This window comes from Roseovarius nanhaiticus (genome assembly GCF_900156535.1).
Classification (GTDB): domain Bacteria; phylum Pseudomonadota; class Alphaproteobacteria; order Rhodobacterales; family Rhodobacteraceae; genus Roseovarius; species Roseovarius nanhaiticus.
The window spans coordinates 2065238-2087805 of sequence record NZ_FTNV01000001.1 but is presented as its reverse complement, the minus strand read 5'-3'; the positions used below and the strand labels follow the sequence as shown (position 1 = coordinate 2087805).

Annotated in this window: 22 protein-coding genes; 9 read left to right on the top strand and 13 right to left on the bottom strand. The window is 63.6% G+C overall.

Features of this window, described 5'->3' with window-relative positions; genetic code table 11:
* Nucleotides 1-54: 54 nt before the first annotated feature.
* Entirely contained in the window at nt 55-588 is a 534-nt protein-coding gene (locus tag BW975_RS10145; protein ID WP_076533155.1) for a TRAP transporter small permease, read from the top strand.
* On the top strand, nt 585-1847 hold the full coding sequence (locus BW975_RS10140; protein ID WP_076533153.1) for a TRAP transporter large permease: 1263 nt from the start codon (nt 585-587) through the stop codon (nt 1845-1847). The genes BW975_RS10145 and BW975_RS10140 overlap by 4 nt, the downstream gene beginning before the upstream one ends.
* On the opposite strand, the gene BW975_RS10135 is transcribed toward BW975_RS10140, so the two are convergent.
* Entirely contained in the window at nt 1811-2773 is a 963-nt protein-coding gene (locus tag BW975_RS10135) for a LysR family transcriptional regulator (RefSeq protein ID WP_076533151.1), read from the bottom strand. The two genes, BW975_RS10140 and BW975_RS10135, sit on opposite strands and share 37 nt — an antisense overlap.
* Before the next feature lie 4 nt (nt 2774-2777).
* Nucleotides 2778-3563, bottom strand: a complete 786-nt coding sequence (locus BW975_RS10130; RefSeq protein WP_076533148.1) for an aspartate dehydrogenase — start codon at nt 3561-3563, stop codon at nt 2778-2780.
* A gap of 152 nt (nt 3564-3715) precedes the next feature.
* On the opposite strand from BW975_RS10130, the gene BW975_RS10125 reads away from it, so the two are divergent.
* Complete coding sequence (locus BW975_RS10125) at nt 3716-5833, top strand: xanthine dehydrogenase family protein molybdopterin-binding subunit (protein ID WP_076533146.1); 2118 nt, start codon at nt 3716-3718, stop codon at nt 5831-5833.
* Nucleotides 5830-6783 (top strand): dihydrodipicolinate synthase family protein, encoded by a 954-nt coding sequence (locus BW975_RS10120; protein ID WP_076533144.1) that lies wholly within the window; start codon nt 5830-5832, stop codon nt 6781-6783. The genes BW975_RS10125 and BW975_RS10120 overlap by 4 nt, the downstream gene beginning before the upstream one ends.
* Before the next feature lie 167 nt (nt 6784-6950).
* Here BW975_RS10120 and BW975_RS10115 read toward each other — a convergent pair whose 3' ends face one another.
* From BW975_RS10115 to BW975_RS10105, 3 genes are all read right to left on the bottom strand, one after another.
* A complete protein-coding gene (locus BW975_RS10115; RefSeq protein WP_076533142.1) occupies nt 6951-7301 on the bottom strand; it encodes a RidA family protein in 351 nt (116 codons plus the stop codon).
* A gap of 22 nt (nt 7302-7323) precedes the next feature.
* Nucleotides 7324-8424, bottom strand: a complete 1101-nt coding sequence (locus BW975_RS10110) for an NAD(P)/FAD-dependent oxidoreductase (RefSeq protein WP_076533140.1) — start codon at nt 8422-8424, stop codon at nt 7324-7326.
* A 65-nt stretch (nt 8425-8489) separates the two neighbouring features.
* Nucleotides 8490-9734 carry an acyl-CoA dehydrogenase gene (locus BW975_RS10105; RefSeq protein ID WP_076533647.1) on the bottom strand — a complete coding sequence of 415 codons (1245 nt, stop codon included), beginning with the start codon at nt 9732-9734 and terminating at the stop codon, nt 8490-8492.
* Between the two features lie 105 nt (nt 9735-9839).
* Between BW975_RS10105 and BW975_RS10100 the strand changes: the two genes are divergently transcribed.
* The gene (locus tag BW975_RS10100; protein WP_076533138.1) at nt 9840-10748 is read left to right on the top strand and encodes a LysR substrate-binding domain-containing protein; all 909 of its coding nucleotides are present in this window, start codon (nt 9840-9842) and stop codon (nt 10746-10748) included.
* 26 nt (nt 10749-10774) lie between these two features.
* Here BW975_RS10100 and BW975_RS10095 read toward each other — a convergent pair whose 3' ends face one another.
* The 3 genes from BW975_RS10095 to BW975_RS10085 are packed head-to-tail and all read right to left on the bottom strand — an operon-like array spanning nt 10775 to nt 12875.
* Complete coding sequence (locus BW975_RS10095; protein WP_076533136.1) at nt 10775-11302, bottom strand: gamma carbonic anhydrase family protein; 528 nt, start codon at nt 11300-11302, stop codon at nt 10775-10777.
* Nucleotides 11299-11940, bottom strand: a complete 642-nt coding sequence (gene gmk / locus BW975_RS10090) for a guanylate kinase (protein ID WP_076533128.1) — start codon at nt 11938-11940, stop codon at nt 11299-11301. Before gmk ends, BW975_RS10095 begins: the two co-directional genes overlap by 4 nt.
* 8 nt (nt 11941-11948) lie before the next feature.
* On the bottom strand, nt 11949-12875 hold the full coding sequence (locus tag BW975_RS10085) for a YicC/YloC family endoribonuclease (protein ID WP_244512445.1): 927 nt from the start codon (nt 12873-12875) through the stop codon (nt 11949-11951).
* A 336-nt stretch (nt 12876-13211) separates the two neighbouring features.
* On the opposite strand from BW975_RS10085, the gene BW975_RS10080 reads away from it, so the two are divergent.
* A complete protein-coding gene (locus BW975_RS10080) occupies nt 13212-13877 on the top strand; it encodes a PAS domain-containing protein (RefSeq protein ID WP_083687041.1) in 666 nt (221 codons plus the stop codon).
* A gap of 431 nt (nt 13878-14308) precedes the next feature.
* Here BW975_RS10080 and BW975_RS10075 read toward each other — a convergent pair whose 3' ends face one another.
* Complete coding sequence (locus BW975_RS10075) at nt 14309-15676, bottom strand: class II 3-deoxy-7-phosphoheptulonate synthase (RefSeq protein ID WP_076533125.1); 1368 nt, start codon at nt 15674-15676, stop codon at nt 14309-14311.
* Nucleotides 15677-15846: 170 nt separating this feature from the next.
* On the opposite strand from BW975_RS10075, the gene BW975_RS10070 reads away from it, so the two are divergent.
* Complete coding sequence (locus tag BW975_RS10070; RefSeq protein ID WP_076533123.1) at nt 15847-16860, top strand: GlxA family transcriptional regulator; 1014 nt, start codon at nt 15847-15849, stop codon at nt 16858-16860.
* A 3-nt stretch (nt 16861-16863) separates the two neighbouring features.
* Here BW975_RS10070 and BW975_RS10065 read toward each other — a convergent pair whose 3' ends face one another.
* The 4 genes from BW975_RS10065 to BW975_RS10050 all read right to left on the bottom strand — a co-directional run bounded on the left by BW975_RS10065 (nt 16864) and on the right by BW975_RS10050 (nt 21116).
* Nucleotides 16864-17955 carry a PQQ-dependent sugar dehydrogenase gene (locus BW975_RS10065; protein WP_076533121.1) on the bottom strand — a complete coding sequence of 364 codons (1092 nt, stop codon included), beginning with the start codon at nt 17953-17955 and terminating at the stop codon, nt 16864-16866.
* Nucleotides 17956-18021: 66 nt separating this feature from the next.
* The gene (dxs, locus tag BW975_RS10060) at nt 18022-19962 is read right to left on the bottom strand and encodes a 1-deoxy-D-xylulose-5-phosphate synthase (RefSeq protein WP_076533119.1); all 1941 of its coding nucleotides are present in this window, start codon (nt 19960-19962) and stop codon (nt 18022-18024) included.
* Between the two features lie 42 nt (nt 19963-20004).
* The gene (locus BW975_RS10055) at nt 20005-20868 is read right to left on the bottom strand and encodes a polyprenyl synthetase family protein (RefSeq protein WP_076533117.1); all 864 of its coding nucleotides are present in this window, start codon (nt 20866-20868) and stop codon (nt 20005-20007) included.
* A 5-nt stretch (nt 20869-20873) separates the two neighbouring features.
* Nucleotides 20874-21116 carry an exodeoxyribonuclease VII small subunit gene (locus BW975_RS10050; protein WP_076533115.1) on the bottom strand — a complete coding sequence of 81 codons (243 nt, stop codon included), beginning with the start codon at nt 21114-21116 and terminating at the stop codon, nt 20874-20876.
* A 127-nt stretch (nt 21117-21243) separates the two neighbouring features.
* Between BW975_RS10050 and BW975_RS10045 the strand changes: the two genes are divergently transcribed.
* Both BW975_RS10045 and BW975_RS10040 read left to right on the top strand, forming a co-directional pair.
* Entirely contained in the window at nt 21244-22221 is a 978-nt protein-coding gene (locus tag BW975_RS10045; RefSeq protein WP_076533113.1) for a phosphotransferase family protein, read from the top strand.
* Nucleotides 22222-22350: 129 nt separating this feature from the next.
* Nucleotides 22351-22551: a hypothetical protein gene (locus BW975_RS10040; protein WP_076533111.1), complete on the top strand. Its 201-nt coding sequence runs from the start codon at nt 22351-22353 to the stop codon at nt 22549-22551.
* Nucleotides 22552-22568: the final 17 nt, after the last annotated feature.

Genomic DNA, 22568 nt, shown 5'->3' with positions numbered 1-22568 from the left:
GCCGCCCGGAGACGGGCGGCCAAATTTACGTTCGGGGCTAATGTGAGGGGCCGCGTGCTGCACAGGATTTCACATCAATGGGCCCGCGCCGAGATGGGCATTGCCGCACTTCTTGCGGTAGCGATCACCGGCCTCGTGCTGTTGAACGTCGTCACCCGCGCGATGAGCGCATCGATCTTCTGGGTCGATGAGGCGGCAATCTATGCGATGACCTGGATGACCTTCCTCGCCGCCTCCGCCGCCGTTCATTTTGGTCACTCTGTTGGCGTGACCATCCTGACCGATGCGCTGCCGGATTCCGCCGCCCGGGCCGCGCAGCGGGCGGTTGATGTCGTGATCCTGGTCTTCGCAATGCTGATGCTTTGGCTCTGCTGGCGCTGGTTTCTGCCGCTAGATCTGATGCGCGCAGGCTTCGACACGATGGCGTTTCAGGGCGAGACGTTCAACTTCATCTATGCCGAACCGACGCTGACGCTGGGCATTCACAAGTTCTGGCTGTGGCTCATCATGCCGATCTTCGCGCTTGGCTTGACGCTGCACGCGGTCGCCAATCTCTTGCGCCCCGTTTCGGTGGAGGCCAAGGCATGACCGCCGCGCTCTTCCTCGTGCTGCTCTTCGGCGCAGTGCCGATTTCCATCGTGCTGGCGATGACCGCGATCAGCTATATTTGGCAGTCGGACAATACCGTCTTGTTCGACAGTTTCGCCCAGCAGATGTTTGCGGGCACGGAAAACTACGGCCTCCTGGCGATCCCCCTTTTCATGCTGACCGGCGAGCTGATGAACGAGGGCGGCATGACCAAGCGCCTCGTCAATGCCGCGCGTGTGCTGGTTGGCGGGTTTCGCGGTGGCCTTGTGTGGATCAACCTTCTTGCCAACATGTTCATGGCCGCAATCATCGGCTCCGCCGTCAGCCAGATCGCCGTGATGAGCCGCGCGATGGTCCCGGCGATGGAGCGTGAGGGCTATGATAGGGGCTTTGCTGCCGCCACCACGGCGGCGGGTGGCCTTCTCGCGCCGGTGATCCCGCCCTCGATGCTCTTCGTGATTTATGGCGTGCTGGCGCAGATTCCCATTGGCGATATGTTTCTTGCGGGCATTCTGCCGGGGCTGATGATGGCGGGCAGTTTTTTCATCGTCGTCACACTTATCGGCCTCGCGCAGCAATTTCCCAAGGGTGAATGGATGACGGCGCGCGAGGCGCTGGCCGCCATCCTCGCCGCGCTTCCGGCGGCGCTCATTCCCATCGCCATCATCGGCGGCATCGTCATGGGTATCGCCACCCCGACCGAGAGCGCGGCAGTGGCCTCGCTGATCGCCTTCCTGCTGGGCTGGCTCGTCTACCGCGAGTTGAAGCCTGCGCAGCTGTCGGCCCTTTTTCTGCGCACCGCGCAGAACGCGTCATTGGTGGTCTTCATGGTCGCCGCGGCCAATGTGTTCGGCTGGGTCGTGATCTATGAGGCGATCCCGCAGAAGCTGGCCGCGCTGATCACCTCGCTCACCTCGGACCCGTTCGTGTTTCTCCTGATCGTAATGGGGGCGCTTTTGCTGGTCGGCATGCTGATTGATGGCATCGCGGCGCTGATCCTCGTCACGCCCATCCTGCTGCCTATCGCGACGGGCGATTACGGTATCAGCCCGTTCCAGTTCGGCGTAGTGATCAGCATCAATCTCGCGCTCGGGTTGCTGACCCCGCCTGTGGGAGTCGGCCTCTTTATCGCCGCCTCCATGAGCGACGTGAAGGCCACCTCAATTTTTGCGGCGCTCTGGCCGTTTCTGTTGGCGGTGGTGCTGGTGCTGCTGGCGGTCTGCTACTGGCCCAGCCTGTCGCTGGCGTTAATCGGCTGAGCCATGGCACGCAGCGCATCCAGAAGCGCGGCGGCGGCGGGCGGCAGGGATGTGCCCGCCCGGAACGAGGCCCCGACCGGGCCATCGCCGAAGGGCAGGGGCAGGGGCAGGGCGGCCAGCGCCCCTCCCGGATCGCCCTCGATCAATTCGGCGGGCATGGCGCACATCATGTCGCTCCCTGCCAGAAGCGCGCGATTGGTGACAAAGCTGACCGATTCCACCACGCGGGGCGGGGCATATTGCCCCTGATCGAGGAAAAACTGGTCGATCTGGCGCCTGAGCGTGGTGTCGGAGGGCGGCAGTATCCAGCCCAGCCCGCGCAGATCGTCGAATTCCAGTTCATCCTTCTCCAGGAGCGGATGTCCACGTCGGCAGGCCAGCGCGATCCGGCCTTGCATCAGCCGCATCTGGCTGAGGTCCGAGCGGTGGCGCAGCATCGGCAGTCGCCCGACCACCAGATCCAGCTCACCCGCGCGCAAGCGGGGCATCAACACTTCATTCGTGCCCTCTACGACCTTGATGATAAGGCCCGGCCTGTCGTCCATTACGCGCGCAATCGCTTCGGGCAAAAGGCGCGCCGAGGCGGCCAAAAGCGTGCCGACCACGATGCGCCCCGCATTGCCGCCCGCGATATCCTCCAGCTCCTGTGCCGTGGTGCTGATCTGACGGAAAATCAGCTGCCCGCCCCGGATTAGGGCGGCGCCCGCCGCGGTCGGATTAACCCCGCGATTGGTCCGCTCGAAGAGCAGCACGTCGAAATCCGCCTCCAGATCCTTGATCATCTTGGTTGCGGCGGGCTGCGACAGGTTCAACTCGCGCGCCGCATGCAGGATGCTGCGATGCCGGTCCACCGCAATTAGCAGGCGCAGCTGACGCAGCTTGAGGCGGTTGATGACGCGACTCGTGATTTGTTCGTGGCTCTGCATCTGTCTAAATCCGCAGCCAGCCGGTCTGGCGGCGCAAGGCACTGACCGCGCTCATCGCGGCCAGAGCCGAGGATTTGGGATTGTCCGGCAAGGCATTGCCGCTGATGACAAAGTCGAACTGCCCGAATGCGCCGCGCGCCTCGATCCGGTGGGTATTCTGCGTCGCCGTGGGATCCGCGATCAGCTGCGCCTCGGTCGCATCGAAACCAATCCCGGCGAGGGCCACGGCGGCTGCAACATTGGCGTTCTTGGGATAAGCCAGCGCGGCGGCGCGCGCGGTTCCCGTGAAATGAGGTACGGCAACCGTCAGCGCGACAAGGTCCAGCACCTCTTCGGCGGGCGATCCAACCCAGCCGCTGGGTGGTTTGATACCCGTATATCGCACCATCTCAAGGCCCCCGACGCGGGCCGCCGTTAGCGCATCGAGCGCGCCGACGGCCCCGGACGCGAGGTGCAGCCTGCCCCCACCTTTCGCGGCCGCTTCCAGCGTGCTTTGCAATTCTGCATCTGCCAAGGCGCCCAGTGACAAGGTGATCAGATCGCGGCCCGCGGCCAATAGTGCGGGTCCGTGCATCGTCAGTCCGGCATGACCGGCGCAGTCGATGATGATATCTGCCCGCGTGGCCATCTGTGCCGTATCGGTGACGGATGCGGCACCGGTCGCCGCCTCCGCTGCCGCCTCGCGGCCGCGTCGCGCCAGAACGCAAACCGGTGTCATCCCATCGTCCTTCAGCGCACGCGCGACATAGCTGGCGATGGCGCCATATCCGATAAGTCCGATCCTTGGCATGTCACGCTCCTGCTTTCCCTTGCTGCAGAATAAATCGACTCAAACCCTTTGGCTATCCGTTTTTGTGATATCGACAGCCCCCATCGGTATTTGCCGGGCGCGCCCCGACAGGTCATGATCCAGGCTGAAATAACCCGAGATATGTCCGTTTCATGACCACCGATTTGCGTGCCCCCACGCCCCAAGCTCTTTTGCGCGGCGCGGGGCAGTACACAGCCGATATCGCGTTGCCTGGCGCGCTTTGGGCGGTGTTTCTGCGCAGTGACGAGGCCTCAGGTCGGATCGCGTCCCTCGACATCGAAGAAGCTAAGGCGATGCCGGGGATCCATGCCGTCCATACCGGCGCCGATGTGGCGCATTCGGGCGGGTTGCCCGTCAATGAGGTGATCCCGGTTGCGGCTATGCCGCGCTTTGCCGTGCTGGCACAGGGGAGGGTGGAGGCGGTGGGCCAACCCGTGGCCGGGATCCTGGCCGAGACGCGCAGCGCGGGGCTGGACGCCGCGGATGAGATCTGGCTGGAGCTGGACGTGGATGACGCTGGCGTTGATGCACCAATAGCAGAGAAAACATGGACCCACGGCGATGCCGCCGACATCATGGCGCGTGCCGCGCATGTCGTCCGGGCCGAGGTAATTCACCCACGCACTGCGCCGCTCAGCCTTGAGACCCGGCAGATCGCCGTGCGCCCTGAGGCGGATGGCGGGCTGACCATCTGGCATTCGGGCCAGACGCCGCACCGCACGCGCCAGCACCTGGCGCAGATGCTGGGCATCGACGCAGGCCTTCTGCGCGTGATCACGCCCGATGTCGGCGGCGCTTTTGGCATGAAAGCTTCGCTTTATCCGGAGGAGGTCTATTGCGTCTGGGCCGCGCACCAGTTGCAAAGGCCGGTGCGTTGGAGTGCGACGCGCAGCGAGGATTTCCTGAGCGCCACCCATGGCCGCGGCATCCACATGCAAGGCGCGCTGGCATTTGATGCGGATGGCCGCGCCCAGGCGTTGGAGGCGCATGTCCAGGCGCCGCTGGGTCATTGGCTGCCCAATAGCGCGCTGATCCCCGGTTGGAACGCCGCGCGTATCCTGCCGGGTGGATATCGCGTGGAGGCGCTGAAAATCCTGACCGAGACCACGCCCGAAAGCCGCGCCGCAACGGGCATTTACCGCGGGGCAGGGCGCCCCGAAGCGGCGGCCCTGATCGAGCGGCTGATGGACAAGGCGGCGCGCAAGTTGGATCTTGATCCGTTCGAGATCCGCTTGCGAAATCTGCGCGAGCCCGAAGAGATGCCGGTGTTGACGGGCACGGGCCAGACGCTGGACAGCGGCGATTATGCGGGCGTGCTGCGCCTTCTGCGCGATGTGTCAGGCTATGACGCGCGTTTGGCCGAGGTCGCGCATCGGCGAGAGCAGGGCCAGTTGGTCGGGCTTGGTCTTGGCTTCTTTCTTGAGCCGTCGGGCGAGGGTTGGGAAAGCGCGCGCGTCACCTGGTCCAAAGACGGCCGCGTCCTGATCGAGAGCGGAAGCTCGGCCCAGGGCCAGGCGCGGGTGCGCAGTTATGCCGCCATTGCCGCCGAAGCGCTGAGCCTGAGTTCCGATCAGGTGGATGTGCGTTACGGTGACACGGCAACGTGTCCCGAAGGCATCGGCGCCGTTGCCTCGCGCAGCACCGCCATCGGAGGCAGCGCGGTGCATGAGGCCTGCCTCGCCTTGCGCCGCGCGCGGGAGGCGGGCAGCGCCTTGCCTTTGACCGAGGAGGTTCGCTTTGAGACCAAGGGGCAGACTTGGGGCTATGGCGCTTATCTGGTGCAGATGAGCGTCGATGCCGAGACCGGCGCCCCCCGGATCGAGGCTGCGTTTTGTGTCGACGATGCGGGCCATGTGGTCGATGTACAGGGCGCGGCGGATCAGATCGTCGGCGGCTTTGCTCAAGGGGTCGGCGCCGCAATGATGGAAGCGGTGCATTACGACAGCTCTGGCCAGCTTTTGACCGCGTCACTGATGGATTACGCCGTGCCACGCGCCGACAGCGTGCCGCCGATGACGCTGGCCGACATGCACACGCCCAGCCCGATGAACCCGCTGGGCGCCAAAGGTTTGGGCGAGGCGGGTACAATCGGCGCACCAGCCGCCATTCTTAACGCCGCCATCGACGCGCTTGCGCCGCTCGGGGTGGAGGATTTGCAAATGCCGCTGACATCGCAGACGCTCTGGACCGCGATCCAGGCGGCCCGAGACGCAGCGGACAGCGCCCGGTCAGTAGGAGACAGTCGATGAAATACGCGAAACTCGATGCCAAGGATTACGCCCGCGAGCATATGCGTGGCATCTGGGCCGCCGCGCTCAATCCGTTCCGCGCCGACGGCGCGCTGGATGAGGCGGGCCTAACGCAGAACATCAATCACTGGATTGAAGGCCTGGAAATAAAAGGTCTTTTTATCTGCGGCAAGCAGGGGGAATTTTTCTCGATGTCGATCGAGGAGCGGAAGCGCAATTTCGAGATTGCGGTCGAAGCCTGCGACGGGCGCGCCGGCACGATCATGTCCGCCTCGGACCAGAACTTCGACACCGTGCTGGAATTGGCGCGGCATGCCGAAGCCTGCGGTGCCGATTACATCGTCGTACATGCGCCGATGCTGCATTTCGTGACCGATCCAGATGATACAGTTTACAATTATTACAAGGCGATATGCGACGAAGTTAACATCGGCATCGCCATGTGGAGCCACCCCGACAGCGGTTATCTGATGTCACCCGAGCTATGCGCGCGCATTGCTGAGCTGCCGAATATCGTGGCGATCAAATATTCTGTCCCGCGCGAGATGTATGTGCGTCTGACTCATATGGTTGGCGACAAGATCCACGTCTCGACCGCGTCCGAGACCGAATGGCTCGACAACATCATTGAACTGGATTGGAAGCTCTATCTCTGCTCGTCGCCGCCGTATCAGTTTCAAACCGCGGTGGACCGCCGGATGCATGACTACACGCAGCTGGCTTTTGCCGGGCGCCATGACGAGGCGCGCCGAGTGCGCGACAGCCTCGATCCCGTGCGCGCCGCGTTCCGCAACACCAAACCGGGCGGCAAACCGCAGGCGCACGGCAAATACTGGCAGGAACTTCTGGGCCAAGTCGGTGGGCCTGTGCGCGCACCGCTTTTGCAACTGACCGATGCCGAGAAGGCCGCGACTCGCGCCGCTTTTGAGGGTTGTGGCCTGAAGTTATAGGCCGCAGTGCGCGTTGCGCGCGTATAGCTGGGCGATAGGCCGCAGGAATCAAAAGCTACACCTGACCAACGCATTATTTACATAATACTGATTATGCGATATTCGGACGGAGCGTTATCAGGCGCTACGACCCGACGGAGTTTCCCCGCCGGGCCGAGTGTTCAGGCCTAGGTCAGAGCGGCCGTCACGATGAATTCCACCAGATATTCCGGCGTTGCCAGCTTGGCCTCGCCCGCAGCGCGCGCCGGTGTATGTCCCTCAGGCACCCAAGCGTCCCAGACCGCGTTCATCTCGGCGAAATCTTTCATGTCCGCCATCCAGATGATCGTCTGCAGAATGCGCGTCTTGTCCGTGCCGGCCTCCGCGAGGAGCGCGTCGATATTGGCAAGACAGGTCTTGGTCTGTTCGGTCACGCTGTCGCCCGCGTTGCCAACCTGGCCCGCAAGGTAAACGGTGCCGTTATGCGTGACGATCTGGCTCATGCGTGGGCCGGTATGGTTTCGGGTGATGTCGCTCATTGGTGTAACTCCTTGGCAAGGTTCAAAATAGTCGATCCGGCGCGATGGCGGCTACGATATCCGGGTCCAGGGTCGGGCCGCGCTGCAAGATCAGCGCCGCTGCCAGTTGCGATAGCGCGGGCGCGGTCTGAACGCCATAGCCACCCTGCCCCGCCAGCCAGAAGAAACCCGGAGCGTCCGGTGCCATTCCAACGACTGGGGTGCGGTCGGGAACGAAGCTGCGCAGACCGGCCCAGCTACGCTCGACTCGGGTGACAGGGACCGTGACGGCCTGTTCGTAGCGGTCCAATCCCTCGGCCAGCACCATGTCGTCCGGCCAGGCATCGTGCGGCTCTACTGCGTCTTCGTCCGCGGGCGACACCATCAGTTTGCCACCCTCGGGCTTTGCGTACCAAGTATCCGAAACATTTCCAAAAAGCGGCCAGCTCATCACATCATGCTCCGGCGGCAGGTTGAGAATGGCGGCTGATCGGCGCATTGGCTGCAAGCCGATCTGCGCAGTGCCGGCTATGGCCGCTATGGCGTCAGCCCAGGCGCCAGCGGCGTTAACGACAACAGGCGCACTGTAGCTGGCACCGCCCGCGGCGATTTTCCAATGTCCGCCACCAGAAGTTATGGCCGTCACGGGTGACTTCGTGATCACCTTTCCCTGACGAGCCTTCAGAAGCCGGGTGTAGCCCTGCAGCATGGCGTCAACGTCAATGGATTGGGCGCCCGGCTCATAGATGGCAGCCGCAATGCGCTCGGGTCGCAGTATCGGCACCAGTTGCGCGGCTTCGACCGCTGAGAGGCGCTCCAGCCCAACGGCATCTGCGGCATAAGCCTGCAACTTTGGCATCTCGGACTCGCTCGCGATCAAAAGTTCACCTCGCGGCGACAGCAAGCTGTGATCACAAAGCGCACCGGGCGCCGCAAGCGTGGGCTCGGAGGCCGCGTTGATGGCGCGCAGCACGGCATTGCCGTAGTTTCGAATATAGATCGCGGCCGAGCGGCCCGTGGCGTGATAGCCGGTGACAGGCTCGGCCTCAAGGACGGTGACGCGCGCGTCTCGGGCGATCTCGGCTGCCGCCGAAATGCCCGCAATGCCGCCCCCGATCACAATGACATCGGATCGTTCATTCATATATAGACCAGTGACTTACGTGAAAGTCTTAAAGTGGTAAGCGGGCCGCTGGGCCCGCTCTTCCATCAAAAGAATGCTTGCAGGCCCGTCTGTGCCCGACCGAGGATCAGGGCGTGCACGTCATGCGTACCCTCATAGGTGTTAACGGTCTCAAGGTTCACCATATGGCGGATCACCTGATACTCTTCCGAGATACCGTTGCCGCCATGCATGTCGCGGGACATGCGCGCGATATCAAGAGCTTTGCCGCAGTTGTTGCGCTTGATCATACTGATCATCTCGGGCGCGGCGTTGGCCTCGTCCAGCAGGCGCCCAACACGCAATGCGGCCTGCAGGCCCAGCGTGATTTCAGTCTGCATATTCGCGAGTTTAAGTTGGAAAAGCTGCGTTTGCGCCAAAGGCTTGCGGAATTGATGACGATCCAGGCCGTATTGCCGCGCGCCATGCCAGCAGAACTCGGCAGCGCCCATCACGCCCCAGGCAATGCCATAGCGCGCACGGTTCAGGCAGCCGAAGGGCCCCTTCAGACCCTCGACATGCGGCAAAAGCGCGTCCTCGCCCACCTCGACGCCTTTCATCACGATCTCGCCCGTGACGGAGGCGCGCAAAGATTGTTTGCCCTCAATCTTGGGTGCCGAAAGGCCGTTCATGCCCTTTTCCAGCACGAAGCCACGGATCTTGCCATCATGCGCGTCGGACTTCGCCCAGACGACAAAAACATCGGCGATCGGGCTGTTGGAAATCCATGTCTTGGCGCCGGTCAGGCGATAGCCGCCGTCGACTTTTTCGGCGCGGGTCTTCATGCCGGCAGGGTCGCTGCCCGCATCCGGCTCGGTCAGGCCGAAACATCCGATTAGTTCGCCGGTGGACAGCTTGGGCAGGTATTTCTTGCGCTGTTCTTCGCTGCCATAGGCATAGATCGGATACATCACCAGCGAGGATTGCACGCTCATCATCGAACGGTACCCGCTGTCGACGCGCTCGATCTCGCGTGCGACGAGGCCATAGCTGACATAGCCGGCGCCAAGGCCGCCGTATTCCTCGGGGATGGTGGTGCCCAGAAGGCCCATCTCGCCCATCTCGGGAAAGAGTTCGGGCGACACGGCCTCGGTCGCATAATCCTTGATGACACGCGTCTGCAGCTTCTCTTGTGCGAAGGTGCGCGCGCTTTCGGCGATCATGCGCTCATCTTCTTCCAACTGGTCGTCGAGGCGAAATGGATCCTGCCAGTTGAACCCGGCCAGGTCGGGCGCGTCTTTGGCTTTGATGGTAGGGCGGTCGGCTGGCTTTGTGGGGTTGTCGAGGCTCATTGCGATACCTTTCATGAGTTTTCATGCGTTCAGCTTGCAATATAGACCATGGCAGGCCAGAAAAACACCGAGAGTTTCGGGATATCCCATGAGGAAATAGAATAGATGGCCCTGCCCCGCCGGTTTTTGCCCTCCATCGCCAGCCTGCGTGCGCTGGAGGCACTTGAGCGTCTGGGCAGCGCCACCGCCGCTGCCGAGGCGCTGTCGCTGACCCAAAGCGCCGTCAGCCGCCAGATTCAGGCGCTGGAGGAGCAATTGGGCGTGCCTCTGGTGGTCAAAAGCGGTCGGCGCATGGGCCTGACCCCCGACGCGGTGCAATACGCGGCCGAGATCCGTGCGGCCTTGGGCCAGATCGCGCAGGCATCCATGAAGCTGGCAGTGAATCCGTCCGGCGGCGCGCTGAGCCTTGCGATCCTGCCCACCTTCGGGATGCGGTGGCTGGTGCCGCGTCTGCCCGATTTTGCGCGGCTGCATCCGGAGGTGACTCTAAACCTCTCAACCCGCATCAAGCCGTTCAACTTCGACGTGGAACCCTTTGACGCGGCGATACATTTCGGAGCGAATGACTGGCCCGGCACCGCATCTATGCGGCTGCGCGGCGAGGCTGTGATTGCCGTTTGCGCGCCCGAGGTGATTGCGGCCAAGCGGCCCGCAAATGCGCGTGATCTGCTGGAGCTGCCGCTTTTGCATATCGAAACGCGGCCCGATGCGTGGCGCGCGTGGTTTGCCGCCCAGGGCGTGCAGGCGGCGCGGGTTCCCGGCACCATCTATGACCAGTTTTCGACCATCACGCAAGCGGCGCTGCACGGGCTGGGCGTCGCGCTTTTGCCCGAATACCTTGCGCATGCGGATCTGGACTCCGGGCGGCTGGTGGTGGCCTGGGGCGGTCAGACGGCAAGCCCCGGCGGGTATTATCTTATCTGGCCTGAGACCAAAGGAGAGGACGGCGCGCTGGCCAAGTTTCGCGACTGGCTGTCCGGGCAGATCAACGAAGAGGATCTGCTGCCGCGCTGATCGGAATTCGGACGACGTCCGGGCGCCTAGATTGGCGTCAGCCCCTCGCGGTAGCGGCGCATGTTCTGCTGGTAATGCAGCGCGCTCTGGCGCAGCCCTTCGATCGCGGCGGCATCGAGCGTGCGGATGACCTTGCCCGGCGCGCCCATGACGAGGCTGCCATCTGGGATCTCCTTGCCCTCCGTGATCAGCGCCCCTGCCCCGATCAGGCAATCGCGCCCGACACGTGCGCCGTTCAGGACCGTGGCGCCCATGCCGATCAGGCTGTTCTCGCCAATAGTGCAGCCATGCAGCATCGCCTTGTGCCCGATGGTGCAGCCCGCGCCGATGGTCAGCGGATAGCCCTTGTCGGTGTGCAGCACGCAGTTTTCCTGAATGTTGGTCCCGGCGCCGACATGGATGACCTCGTTATCACCCCGCAGCGTGGCACAGAACCAGACCGAGCTTGCCGTCTCCAGCACCACATGCCCGATGACATGCGCGCCGGGGGCGACCCAGACATCGCCGTTCTCGGGCAGGCTGGGCGCGACGCCGTTCAATGCATAAAGGCTCATGCCAGCTCCTCGAATTCCATCTGCAGGCTGCGCACATGTTCGGTCAGGGCGGGCTGCTGGATGCGGCGCAGGCGGGCGGCGGCGATGATCTGCTTGAGGCTGGCGTCGGTCGCCTCCAGATCGTCGTTGGTCAGAACGTAATCGTATTCCGCCCAATGGCTGATCTCGTCCCAGCTTTTCTGCATCCGCTTGGCGATTACCTCGGCGCTGTCCTGTCCGCGCGTCTCCAGCCTGCGCCGCAGCTCGCCGATGGAGGGCGGCAGGATGAAGATCGACAGCGTATGCTTGCCCAGATCCGAGTTCTGGATCTGCTGCGCGCCCTGCCAGTCGATGTCGAACAGGACATCGCGCCCTTCGTTGATCGCCGCCTCGACCGGCCCCTTGGGCGAGCCATAAAGATTGCCAAAGACGAACGCGTGTTCCAGCATCTGGCCGTCGTTGACCTGGCGTTTGAAGTCGTCGGTCTGCATGAAATAGTAATCCTGCCCGTCCACCTCGCCGTCGCGCGGCGCGCGCGTGGTTGCCGAGACCGAAAAAAGCACATTCTCGTCCCACGCGCGCAGGCGCCGCGACAGGGTGGACTTGCCCGCGCCCGAGGGCGAGGACAAGATGATCAAAAGGCCACGTCTGGGTGCCATGTCAGGGCTCACTCCACATTTTGAACTTGTTCGCGCAGCTGATCGACAGCCGCTTTCAATTCCAGACCAACGGCGGTCAGCGCGCTCGACCCTGCCTTGGAGCAGAGCGTATTGGCCTCGCGGTTGAACTCCTGCGACAGAAAATCCAGCTTGCGCCCGACAGGTCCATCATGGGCCAGAAGGGCGCGCGCCGCCGCGACATGCGCATCAAGGCGCCCGATCTCTTCGGTGATATCCGCCTTGACCGCCATCATGGCCAGCTCCTGCGCCACGCGGTCCGGATCGGCGCCGCTGGCATCCTCCATCACGCGGGAGAGCGCAGCGGTGAGGGCTGCGGCGGCCTCGGGGCGACGCGCTTCGGCGACCTTGGCCGCGCTGGCCGTGAGGCGTGCGATCTCGTCCAGATGGGCGCCGAGCAGCGCAGCGAGGGCGGCGCCCTCATCGGCGCGCATCGCCAGAAAATCGCCAAGCACCGCGTCGAAATCCGCCAGCAGCGCGGCGCTGAGCGCTTCGGTGTCGGTATCCGCGCTCGCGGTTTCCAGCACGCCGCGCAGGGCCAGGATATCGCCGGGCCGTGCGGGGGCCAGCGACAGACCGCGCGCCATGGCCCGCGCCTCGACCTCTGCCATGGCATCAAGCGCCGCATCGAGCTGCGCGGTGTTCACAGCCATGCGCCCACCCGCCTCTGCCGAGCTGACGCGCAGCGAAAGTGTCACATTGCCCCGCCCCAACGCCGCCGACAGGCGCGCCCGCAGCGCCGCCTCCAGCCCGGTGATCCAGTCGGGCACCCGCAGGCGCAGATCGAGGCCCTTGCCGTTGACGCTGCGCAGCTCCCATGCCCAGTCATGGCCAAGGGCATTGCCCCTGCCCGCTGCAAAGGCTGTCATGGATTGGGGCGTGCCGGGATGCTGGGTGTTGGCTGACGTGTCGGGCATCTGGACTTGGCTCCGAAGGAGGGCATTTGCACCCGTCCTAAGCTGCCTCCGCCGAGGAGGCAAGACGCGCGGCGCGTGCCGTAAGTGACCAGCCGCGCGGCTTGGGGGCATCGCAAATATGAAAGCTCCGCGCGCGGTCCTCCGCCAAGGTTAACCAATTGGATAGGATTTTAGACAAATGCGCCGACATCTATGGCAACCTGAGCGCACCGAACAATCCGACTCGGGATTGATGGGCCGCATCGGCGGCAGGCGGGAACCGGGGTGGCCTTGCGGCGGTTTGTCCAAGGTCGGTTGAGTGCGGCAGCGACCGGATGTTTTGAAAGGTATGAGGACATGACCAAGGACCCTGGGGAAATTATTGCAGGCGACGCTGCACGACCCTCACCTTTCGCGCCCCAGTTGGAGGCATTCGAGGCTTATTGGAAAGAAAAGCGCCACGGTGCGCTGGTGCCGCGCCGCTCGGATATCGACCCGCGCGGGATCGAGCCGTTGCTCAGCCATGCTTTCGTGACCGAGCGGATCGCGCCCGGCCTTGCCCGGCTGCGTATCGCGGGGGGCCATCTGACCGATCTGATGGGGATGGAGGTGCGCGGCATGCCGATCAGCGCCTTTCTGGAGCCTGGCGCACGCGATGCTCTGGCCCATCACCTTGTCTGCCTCTTCGATCAGCCCGCCACCTTGCGCCTGACGCTGACCAGTGCCGCACGGCCCGGCGCGCCTGCCCTAAGCGGCACGATGATCATGCTGCCGCTGCGCAGCGATCTGGGGGATATCTCGCGCGCCTTGGGATGCTTGGTAACCAACGGCACGATCGGGCGCGGCCCGCGCCGCTTCGAGATCAGCCATGCTGAGGTCACGCCACTGGAGGGCGAAGGCCTGCCCGATGCGGCGCCGCGTCTTGTCTCGGATAGCGGTCCGGAAGATGTGCCCGCTCAGCACGTCGAGCCCGCTGCGCGCAGCGCGTCCGAGCGGCCCTATCTGCGCCTGATCAAGGGCTGACGCGCCCCGCCACACTCGAGACAAGCAAAGCGGCCGAGCGGTTTACCCGCCCGGCCATGCCCTGTTGGACCGTTTCTTATCGGTAGCGCACCGATGGGAGGAGGATATCGGACGCTACCATTTGTTTATCCGCGCGACGTGGGAGGAGCCGCCCCGCGCAGAAGCTGCAGCCAGATCGCGATGGGAGGAGGTATCGCATTGATCCTTTTGCCTTCTTAGAACAGCACGGGATCACGCGCGGCGGCAATGTGCCCTCGCCACAAGTGCAAGGCTTTTTCGCTGCGCTGCCGCATATTCATGCTGCGGTAGCAAAAAAGCTGAAAAATTAGTCACCTCACGGACGACCGGCAAGGCCTGCGGATCACATAATCTATGAAAAAAGGCGCGCGAGGTTTCCCTCACGCGCCCTCCAACCTGACTTTTAGACGCGCTCAGACCGCTTCGGACTGCCGGGCATCGTGCAGCACGGATAGCTCTTCGGCGACCAAAAACGCCAACTCCAGCGATTGCGACGCATTGAGCCGCGGATCGCAAGCCGTGTGATAGCGATCGCTGAGGTTTTCGTCGGTCACGGCCTGAACGCCGCCAATGCACTCCGTCACGTCCTGGCCCGTCATCTCGAAATGCACGCCGCCGGGCACTGTCCCCTCGGCCTTGTGGACCGCAAAAAACTCGCGCACCTCGCGCAGGACGGCATCGAAGGGCCGCGTCTTGTAGCCAGACGCGGATTTGACGGTGTTGCCGTGCATCGGATCGCAGACCCATGTCACGGTCGCACCTGCCTCGCGTACGCAGCGGATGAGGCGCGGCAAATGTTCGGACACGTTGCCTGCACCGAAACGTGCGATCAGGGTCAGACGGCCCGGCTCGTTCTTGGGGTTCAATTTCTGAAGCAGCGCCTTGAGGTCGTCTTCGGTCATCGAAGGACCGCATTTCAAGCCAATGGGGTTCAGCACGCCGCTGGCAAAATTGACATGCGCGCCGTCAGGCTGACGCGTGCGGTCGCCGATCCAGATCATGTGGCCCGATCCGGCAAGCCAGTTGCCCGATGTGGTGTCGAGCCGCGTCAGCGCCTGCTCGTATTCCAGCAGAAGCGATTCATGACTGGTATAAAAATCGACCGTCTGAAGCGCATCGGTCGCGCCGTCATTGATGCCCGCCGCCCGCATGAAATCAAGCGCGTCGGTGATCCGGCCCGCCATCTCGCGGAACCGCGCGGCCTTCTCGCCCTCGGTAAAGCTGAGCGTCCAGCTATGGACCTTGTTCATGTCCGCGTAGCCGCCCTTTGACAGGGCGCGCAGGAAATTGAGCGTGGCCGAAGACTGCGTATAGGCCCGCAGCATGTTGGCCGGGTTGGGCATGCGCGCCGCCTCGGAGAAGGCCAGCTCGTTGATGATGTCGCCGCGATAGCTGGGCAGCTCGACACCGTCCACCGTTTCGGTCGGGGCGCTGCGCGGCTTGGCGAATTGGCCGGCCATGCGGCCCACCTTGACCACCGGCACCTTGGCCGCGAAGGTCAGCACCATCGCCATCTGCAGCATGACCTTGAACGTGTCGCGGATCGCATCCGCGCTGAACTGCTCGAACGCCTCGGCGCAATCGCCGCCCTGCAGCAAGAACGCCTCGCCGCGGCCCGCCGCGCCCAGCTGCGCCTTCAACCGGCGCGCCTCGCCTGCAAAGACCAGCGGGGGAAACTGCGCCAGCTGCGCTTCGACGCTCTCAAGCGTCGCCTGATCGGTATATTCGGGCATCTGTACGCGCGGCAGCGCGCGCCAGTCGGATTTTGTCCATTCAGCCATGACATCCACTCCGCCTTGGGCAATTCTGAAACGGTTGCATAGCAAAGGCCCGTGCGCAGCGCCACACGAATAATCGCCGCCTCGCGTGGATTTCTAAGCGCAACTATTGTCAATCGCACCCATTTTGTGGAACACCCGATCAACGACCTCGCATTTTCAAGGCGTCCTGCATGCAAAGTGACCCGCGCAAGCCCTCGTCCTCCGCCACGCCCGCCAAGGCGCAGCCGCCGCGTCGCTTTGTCTTTGTTCTGGTTCCGAACTTCACGCTTCTCAGCTTTGCCGCGGCGATCGAATGTCTGCGTATTGCCAACAGAATGGCGGAAAAGCCGCTATATGAGTGGTCCGTTATCGGCGACAGCGAAGACGTGATCGCCTGCTCGGCGGGATCGCGTTTTCAACTGGACGGCCCTTTGGGCGAGCTCAGCCGCGATGACACCGTTCTGGTTTGCGGCGGGATCGAGATTCAGAAAGCCGCCACAAAAAAAGTCATGAATTGGCTCCGCCGCGAGGCGCGGCGCGGACTGAAAATGGGCGGGCTCTGCACGGCATCCTACGTTCTGGCGCGCGCGGGCCTGCTGGATGGCAAGCGCGCGACGATCCACTGGGAAAATCACGACAGTTTTGCCGAGGAGTTCTCGGAGGTGACGCTGACCAAATCGGTCTTTACCGTGGACGGAAACCGCATGACGACGGCGGGCGGCACGTCCTCGATCGACCTCATGCTGAACATCATCGCGCAGGACCATGACGAAAAGCTGGCCAATGCCGTGGCCGACCAGCTGATTTATTCGTCCATCCGCACCGATCAGGATACGCAGCGCCTGTCGGTGCCGACGCGCATCGGCGTGCGCCATCCCAAGCTGAGCCAGGTCATCCAGATGATGGAAGGCAATATCGAAGAGCCGATCAGTCCCGCAACGCTCGCGCGCGATGCCGGCATGTCGACGCGCCAGCTCGAGCGGCTCTTTCGCCGGTATCTGTCGCGTTCGCCCAAGCGGTATTACATGGAACTTCGCCTGCAAAAGGCCCGCAACCTCTTGATGCAAACGGATATGACGGTAATCAACGTGGCGCTTGCCTGCGGGTTTTCGTCGCCGTCGCATTTCTCGAAATGCTATCGTGCGCATTACAATACCACGCCATACCGCGAACGCGGCTCGCATTCGTCGCGCCTGTCGGTCTAGACATTAGGGCGCCATGCGGTAGAGCGCGCCCTGCCCTTCGCTCAGCCACCAGATCGCGCCGTCCGGCCCCTCGCGAATATCGCGCAGACGCTCGGTTTCGGGCGAATCCAGGCGCTGGATCTCGGTCAGCGGATCACCCGAAAGACGCGAGATAAAGCCGAATTTGAGCGAGCCGGTAAAGAAGTCGCCCTCCCATTCGGGGATCAGAGCGCCCGAGTAGATCATCAGGCCCGACGGCGCGATGCTGGGATCCCAGTAAAATTCCGGCTGCGCCATGCCAGGCTTTTCGGTTCCCTCACCGATGCGTGCACCGGAATAGTGACGACCGTAAGAGATGACCGGCCAGCCATAGTTGGCGCCTTCTTCGATGCGGTTCACCTCGTCTCCGCCGCGCGCGCCGTGTTCGGTGACATAAAGTCGGCCCGACGCGTCAAGCGCCGCACCTTGTGGGTTGCGATGTCCATAAGACCAAATCGCGTCCCTTGCACCCTCTTGCCCGGCAAACGGATTGCCAGGGGCGGGTGCTCCTTCGCGCGTCAGGCGGAGAACGCTGCCGTTCTCACGGCTCAAATCCTGCGCCGAGGGCCGATCGCCGCGTTCACCGACGGTCATGAAGATCATTCCATCCGGCGCCTCGACAAGGCGCGAGCCGAAATGTGTGCCGCCGCGACTGCCCTCGGCAATTTGGTAAAGGACCGTCCACTCTTGCAGCGCCGTCGCGCCTTGGGGCAGGATCGCTCGGGCGAGCGCCGTGCCTCCGCTGCGGCCCTGCGGGACGGCATGGCTGAAATAAAGTTGCCGGGACTGCGCGAAGTCGTGGGGGACCAGAACATCCAGAAGACCACCCTGCCCGATCTGTGCAATGGGTCCGACACCGGTGATCTCGGTCTTCGCGCCGTCCCGAACAAGCCATAGACGCCCCTGCTTTTCGGTAATCAGCACACCGCCGTCCGGCAGAAATGCAAAGGACCATGGACCTTCCAGACCATCGGCCATTGGCGTCACCGGCAAGGGGCCATCCGGCCCGTCGAGTGTCTGGGCCATGACAGGCGCGGCCAACAATAGCCACGCGGCGATGAAACGTGCGATCAGCATATTTCTGATCTAAGCCGAAATGGCACCAAGAAAAGACCCGATCAAAGGGTCGGCCCCGCGACGGTCTTAGGCCCGCTTGTCCGCAATCTGAGCGATATCGAGCAGTTCCAACACTTTGGCCTCGATTTGGGCGCCGCTCATCCCGGCGACGCTATACATATCCGCGGGGCTGGCCTGATCAATGAAGATGTCCGGCAAAACCATCGAGCGGAATTTCAGACCGTGGTCGAACACGCCCTCGTTTGACAAAAGCTGAGCGACATGGCTGCCAAAGCCGCCGACAGCGCCCTCCTCTACCGTGATCAGCGCTTCGTGATCGGCCGCAAGCTGCAAGATCATGTCGCGATCCAGTGGTTTGGCAAAGCGTGCATCGGCGATGGTGGGCCTAATTCCCCGTGCGCGCAATGCCTCCGCGGCGCGGCGCACTTCGCCCAGACGCGTGCCAAAGCTGAGGATTGCGACGCGGCTGCCCTCTTCGATCATTCGGCCCTTGCCGATCTCAAGGATCTCGCCCCGCTCGGGCATGGTGACGCCCTCGCCTTCGCCCCGTGGATAACGGAACGCGATGGGGCCATCGTCATGTGCCGCAGCGGTGGCCACCATATGCACCAGCTCGGCCTCGTCTGCCGCTGCCATGACCACGAAACCGGGCAAATTAGCGAGAAATGCTATGTCGTAGCTGCCCGCGTGGGTCGCGCCATCAGCCCCGACCAGCCCGGCACGGTCGATGGCAAAGCGCACTGGCAGACGCTGAATTGCCACATCATGCACGACCTGATCATAGCCGCGCTGCAGAAAGGTCGAATAAAGCGCGCAAAAGGGGCGCAAGCCGCCTGCCGCCATACCGGCGGCAAAGGTGACGGCGTGTTGCTCGGCAATTCCGACATCGAAGGTGCGGCTGGGATACCGCTCGGCCATGAGGCCAAGTCCGGTGCCATCGGGCATGGCGGCGGTGACGGCGACGATACGATCATCGCGGCTGGCATGCGCGGCCAGTTCGCGCCCGAAGACCGACGTATAGCTGGGCGCATTGCTGGGCGGTTTTGATTGCTTGCCCGTAGCCACATCGAATTTCGCGGTCGCGTGGCCGCCATCGTCGGCGCCTTCGGCGGGCGCATAGCCCTTGCCCTTCTTGGTCAGCACATGGATCAGCATCGGACCCGTCGCGCGCTGATGGACGGTGCGCAGGATCGGCAGAAGTTGCTCCATATCGTGCCCGTCGATGGGGCCGAGATACGAGAACCCAAGCTCCTCGAAAAGCGTGCCACCGACGGCAAGCCCCTTAAGCATTTCCTTGGCGCGGCGCGCGCCTTGCTGAAAAGGTCCGGGCAGAAGCGAGACTGCGCCCTTGGCGGCGGCCTTGAGCTCCTGAAACGGCTGCTCGGTGTAGAGACGTGACAGGTACGAGGACAGTGCCCCGACGGGCGGCGCGATCGACATCTCATTGTCGTTGAGGATGACGAACATCCGCTTGCCCAGACCGCCCGCGTTGTTGAGCGCCTCAAAGGCCATGCCCGCGCTCATCGCGCCATCGCCAATGATGGCCACCGCATCGCCATGCTCCGTCTCGCAAGCGCCGCCCAGATCGCGCGCCACGGCAAAGCCGAGCGCCGCCGAAATGGACGTGCTGGAATGCGCAGCGCCGAAAGGGTCATAGGGCGACTCGGAGCGTTTGGTGAAACCGCTAAGGCCGTCCTTCTGTCGAATGGTCTTCATCCGGTCGCGGCGTCCGGTCAGGATTTTGTGCGGATAGCTTTGATGGCTGACGTCCCAGATGATCTTGTCCCGAGGCGCATCAAAGACCGCATGCAGGGCAACTGTCAATTCGACAACGCCCAGTCCCGCGCCCAGATGCCCACCCGTCTGCGATACGGAATGGATGGTCTCGGCCCGCAGCTCATCGGCAAGGCGCGCAAGATCGCCATCGCTGAGGCGCTTCATGTCGGTCGGGGTCGAGATACGGTCAAGCAGCGGCGTTTTCGGCGCCCTGTCGGCATCGGTCGTCATGGCACTCCCCTCCTCGGGGCGTCAGGTCAGCGGGGCTTGGCGTCAGTTGTCACGCGAGATAGCGAAGCGCGCGATGCGCCGCAAGGGATCGGCACCCTCACCGTAAGGAGATAGCGCCGCATCCGCCTCGTCAACCAACGCCTCCGCCCGCGCGCGCGCGCCATCCAAACCCAAAAGCGAGACGAAGGTTGCCTTGCCCGCCGCCGCATCCTTGCCCACGGCCTTGCCGGCAGAGGCCGCGTCACCTGTCACATCAATCACATCATCATGGATCTGGAAGGCCTGCCCCATGGCAGCGGCATAGCGGATCATCGGCCCGGGATCGGCGCCCGCCATCCGCGCGCCGGACCCGGCGCTCCATTCGAAAAGCGCGCCGGTCTTGCCCGCTTGCAGGGCACTGATCTGTTCAAGGTCCAGCGCCGCACCCGGACGCTCAGCCGCCATGTCGAGAGCCTGGCCCAAGACCATGCCTTGCGCCCCAGCGGCACGCGCCAGGCTCAGCGCCAGATCGGCCCGCACCTCGGCGCTGCCCGCCTCGGGATGGGCGGCCAACTGAAAGGCCAGCGCCTGAAGCGCGTCGCCCGTCAAGACGGCGGTCATCTCGTCCCATTTGACATGCACTGTAGGCTGGCCGCGCCGCGCGTCATCATCATCCATGCAGGGCAGATCGTCATGGACGAGGCTATAGGCATGCATCGCCTCGATGGCGGTCGCGGGCCAGATTGCCTGAGCCTCGGACACACCGTGCAGCTTGGCCGATTGCAGTACAAGGCATGCGCGCAGCCGCTTGCCCCCGCGCGTCGCGTGGCGCATCGCCTCGGCCACATCCGAGGTCCCGAACGGGGCCAGAACGTGATCAAGATGCGCCTCGACCGCTCGCTGCGCGCCTTTGATTTCGGCGTCCACGGCGCCTAAAGCCCGTCCACGGGCTTGAGCCCCGCAGGCTCTCCCTCGGCATCGAGGGTGATCGCAGCCACCTTTTCTTCCGCCTCTTTCAACTTGGATTCGCAGCGCTTTTTCAAGGCGGCGCCGCGCTCGTAGAGGGTGATCGACTCGTCCAGCGCCACATCTCCGCGCTCCAGCCGGCCTACCACCTGCTCCAGCTCGGCCATTGCCTGCTCGAAGGTCATCTCGGCTACGGGTGTGTCGCTCATGTCGGGCCTCATGGCTGGTGTTTCATTCTCTCGTGCCACCATAGACGCGCCGCCAGAGGGGTTCAATCGCGCTGGGGATCCCTTTGCTGCGCTTGACCGCGCCCAAGCCCTGCGATTGACTGCGCCCATGAGCGCGCCCCTGCCCCCGATCCCCGATCTCGACGCAACGCAGCGCATCGCGGCGCTGCTGGCAAAGGCCGCACGGCAAGAGCCGCGTCTGAGCGGCGCCAACCCCACGGATCTTCTGCGTCTCGTCAAAGACAAACGCGCGATCCTGCGCGGCCAGCTTGAGGGCCGCGACGTGATCTTTCGCGTTCACCTCGCGCCCGAGGCAGGCGATGCGCAAAGGGAATGGGACGAGATGCAGCGCCTTTGGCCGCTTATGTCTGTTGGCGATCTGCGCGTTCCCGAACCGATCTGCGCCGCGCCCGACGCTGGCGTCACGGTGCAGGAGGCGGTTCCTGGCACGCCCCTCATGGAGCTGCTCTACAGCCTCGATGCCAAGGCGCGGCCAGCGTTCATGGCGCCCGCCGCTGCATGGCTGCGGGCCAGCACCCAGTCCAGCGAGGACTGGCAAATCGCGCAGCCCCAACGGTGGATCAACCGCGCGTCCCGCGCCGCGCAGCAGCAACCCTTCGCGGCATTGCGTGAGGTCGAAGCCGGTATTCTGGCCCATATGGAACGGATCGCACCGATCATTGCCGACGCGCCCTGGCGCGCCGCGATCTGTCACGGAGATTTTCATCCGAACAATCTGATCTGCTACGGTACGCGCCTGACGGGGATCGACCTTGGCGGCTCGCGCCGGATGCCGGTGTTGAAGGATATCGCCCGCTTTGCGATGCATATGGGGCGGCGGCGCCTGCGTCTGTCGGGCAAAACCGTGCTTGGCGTCGACCATGACTGCCTGCAAAGCTTCGCGCATGCGTTTGGGCTATCGCCGTTGGAGCGCAGCCATACTCTGCCCTTCTTTCTCGCGTTCGAGGCTCTGATCCGCGTCGAAACGCCCGCGCTTCCTTCGGCGCGGGTCGTGCGGGCGGAAAAGACCTATCGCGCCCTGTTGGCCGATCTACAGCGCCTGGAAGACGGTGGACGCCTGATCTGATCGCTCTTGACGTAACGTCATGATACTGCAAACCTATTGAACGCGCTTTGCGCGGGGCTTGAATGGGTGCCGCGTCATTTATGGGACAACCATGGTAAGGCGCGCGCCAAAACCTTGGGGGATAACACCATGAAAACCTATTGCTTGGCGGCCATTGCCGCCGCCACCTTCGCCGCCGCACCTGTTATGGCGGGTAACCTGGCCGAGCCCGTCATGGAGCCCGCCATCATCGAAGCCGAAACCGCGAGTTCATCGGCCAATCAGGCAGAGATCGTGGCATTGTCCTTGACGGCACTTGTGTTTCTGACCGCCCTGATCAGCGCCAACTGATCCCCGGCGTGACCTTT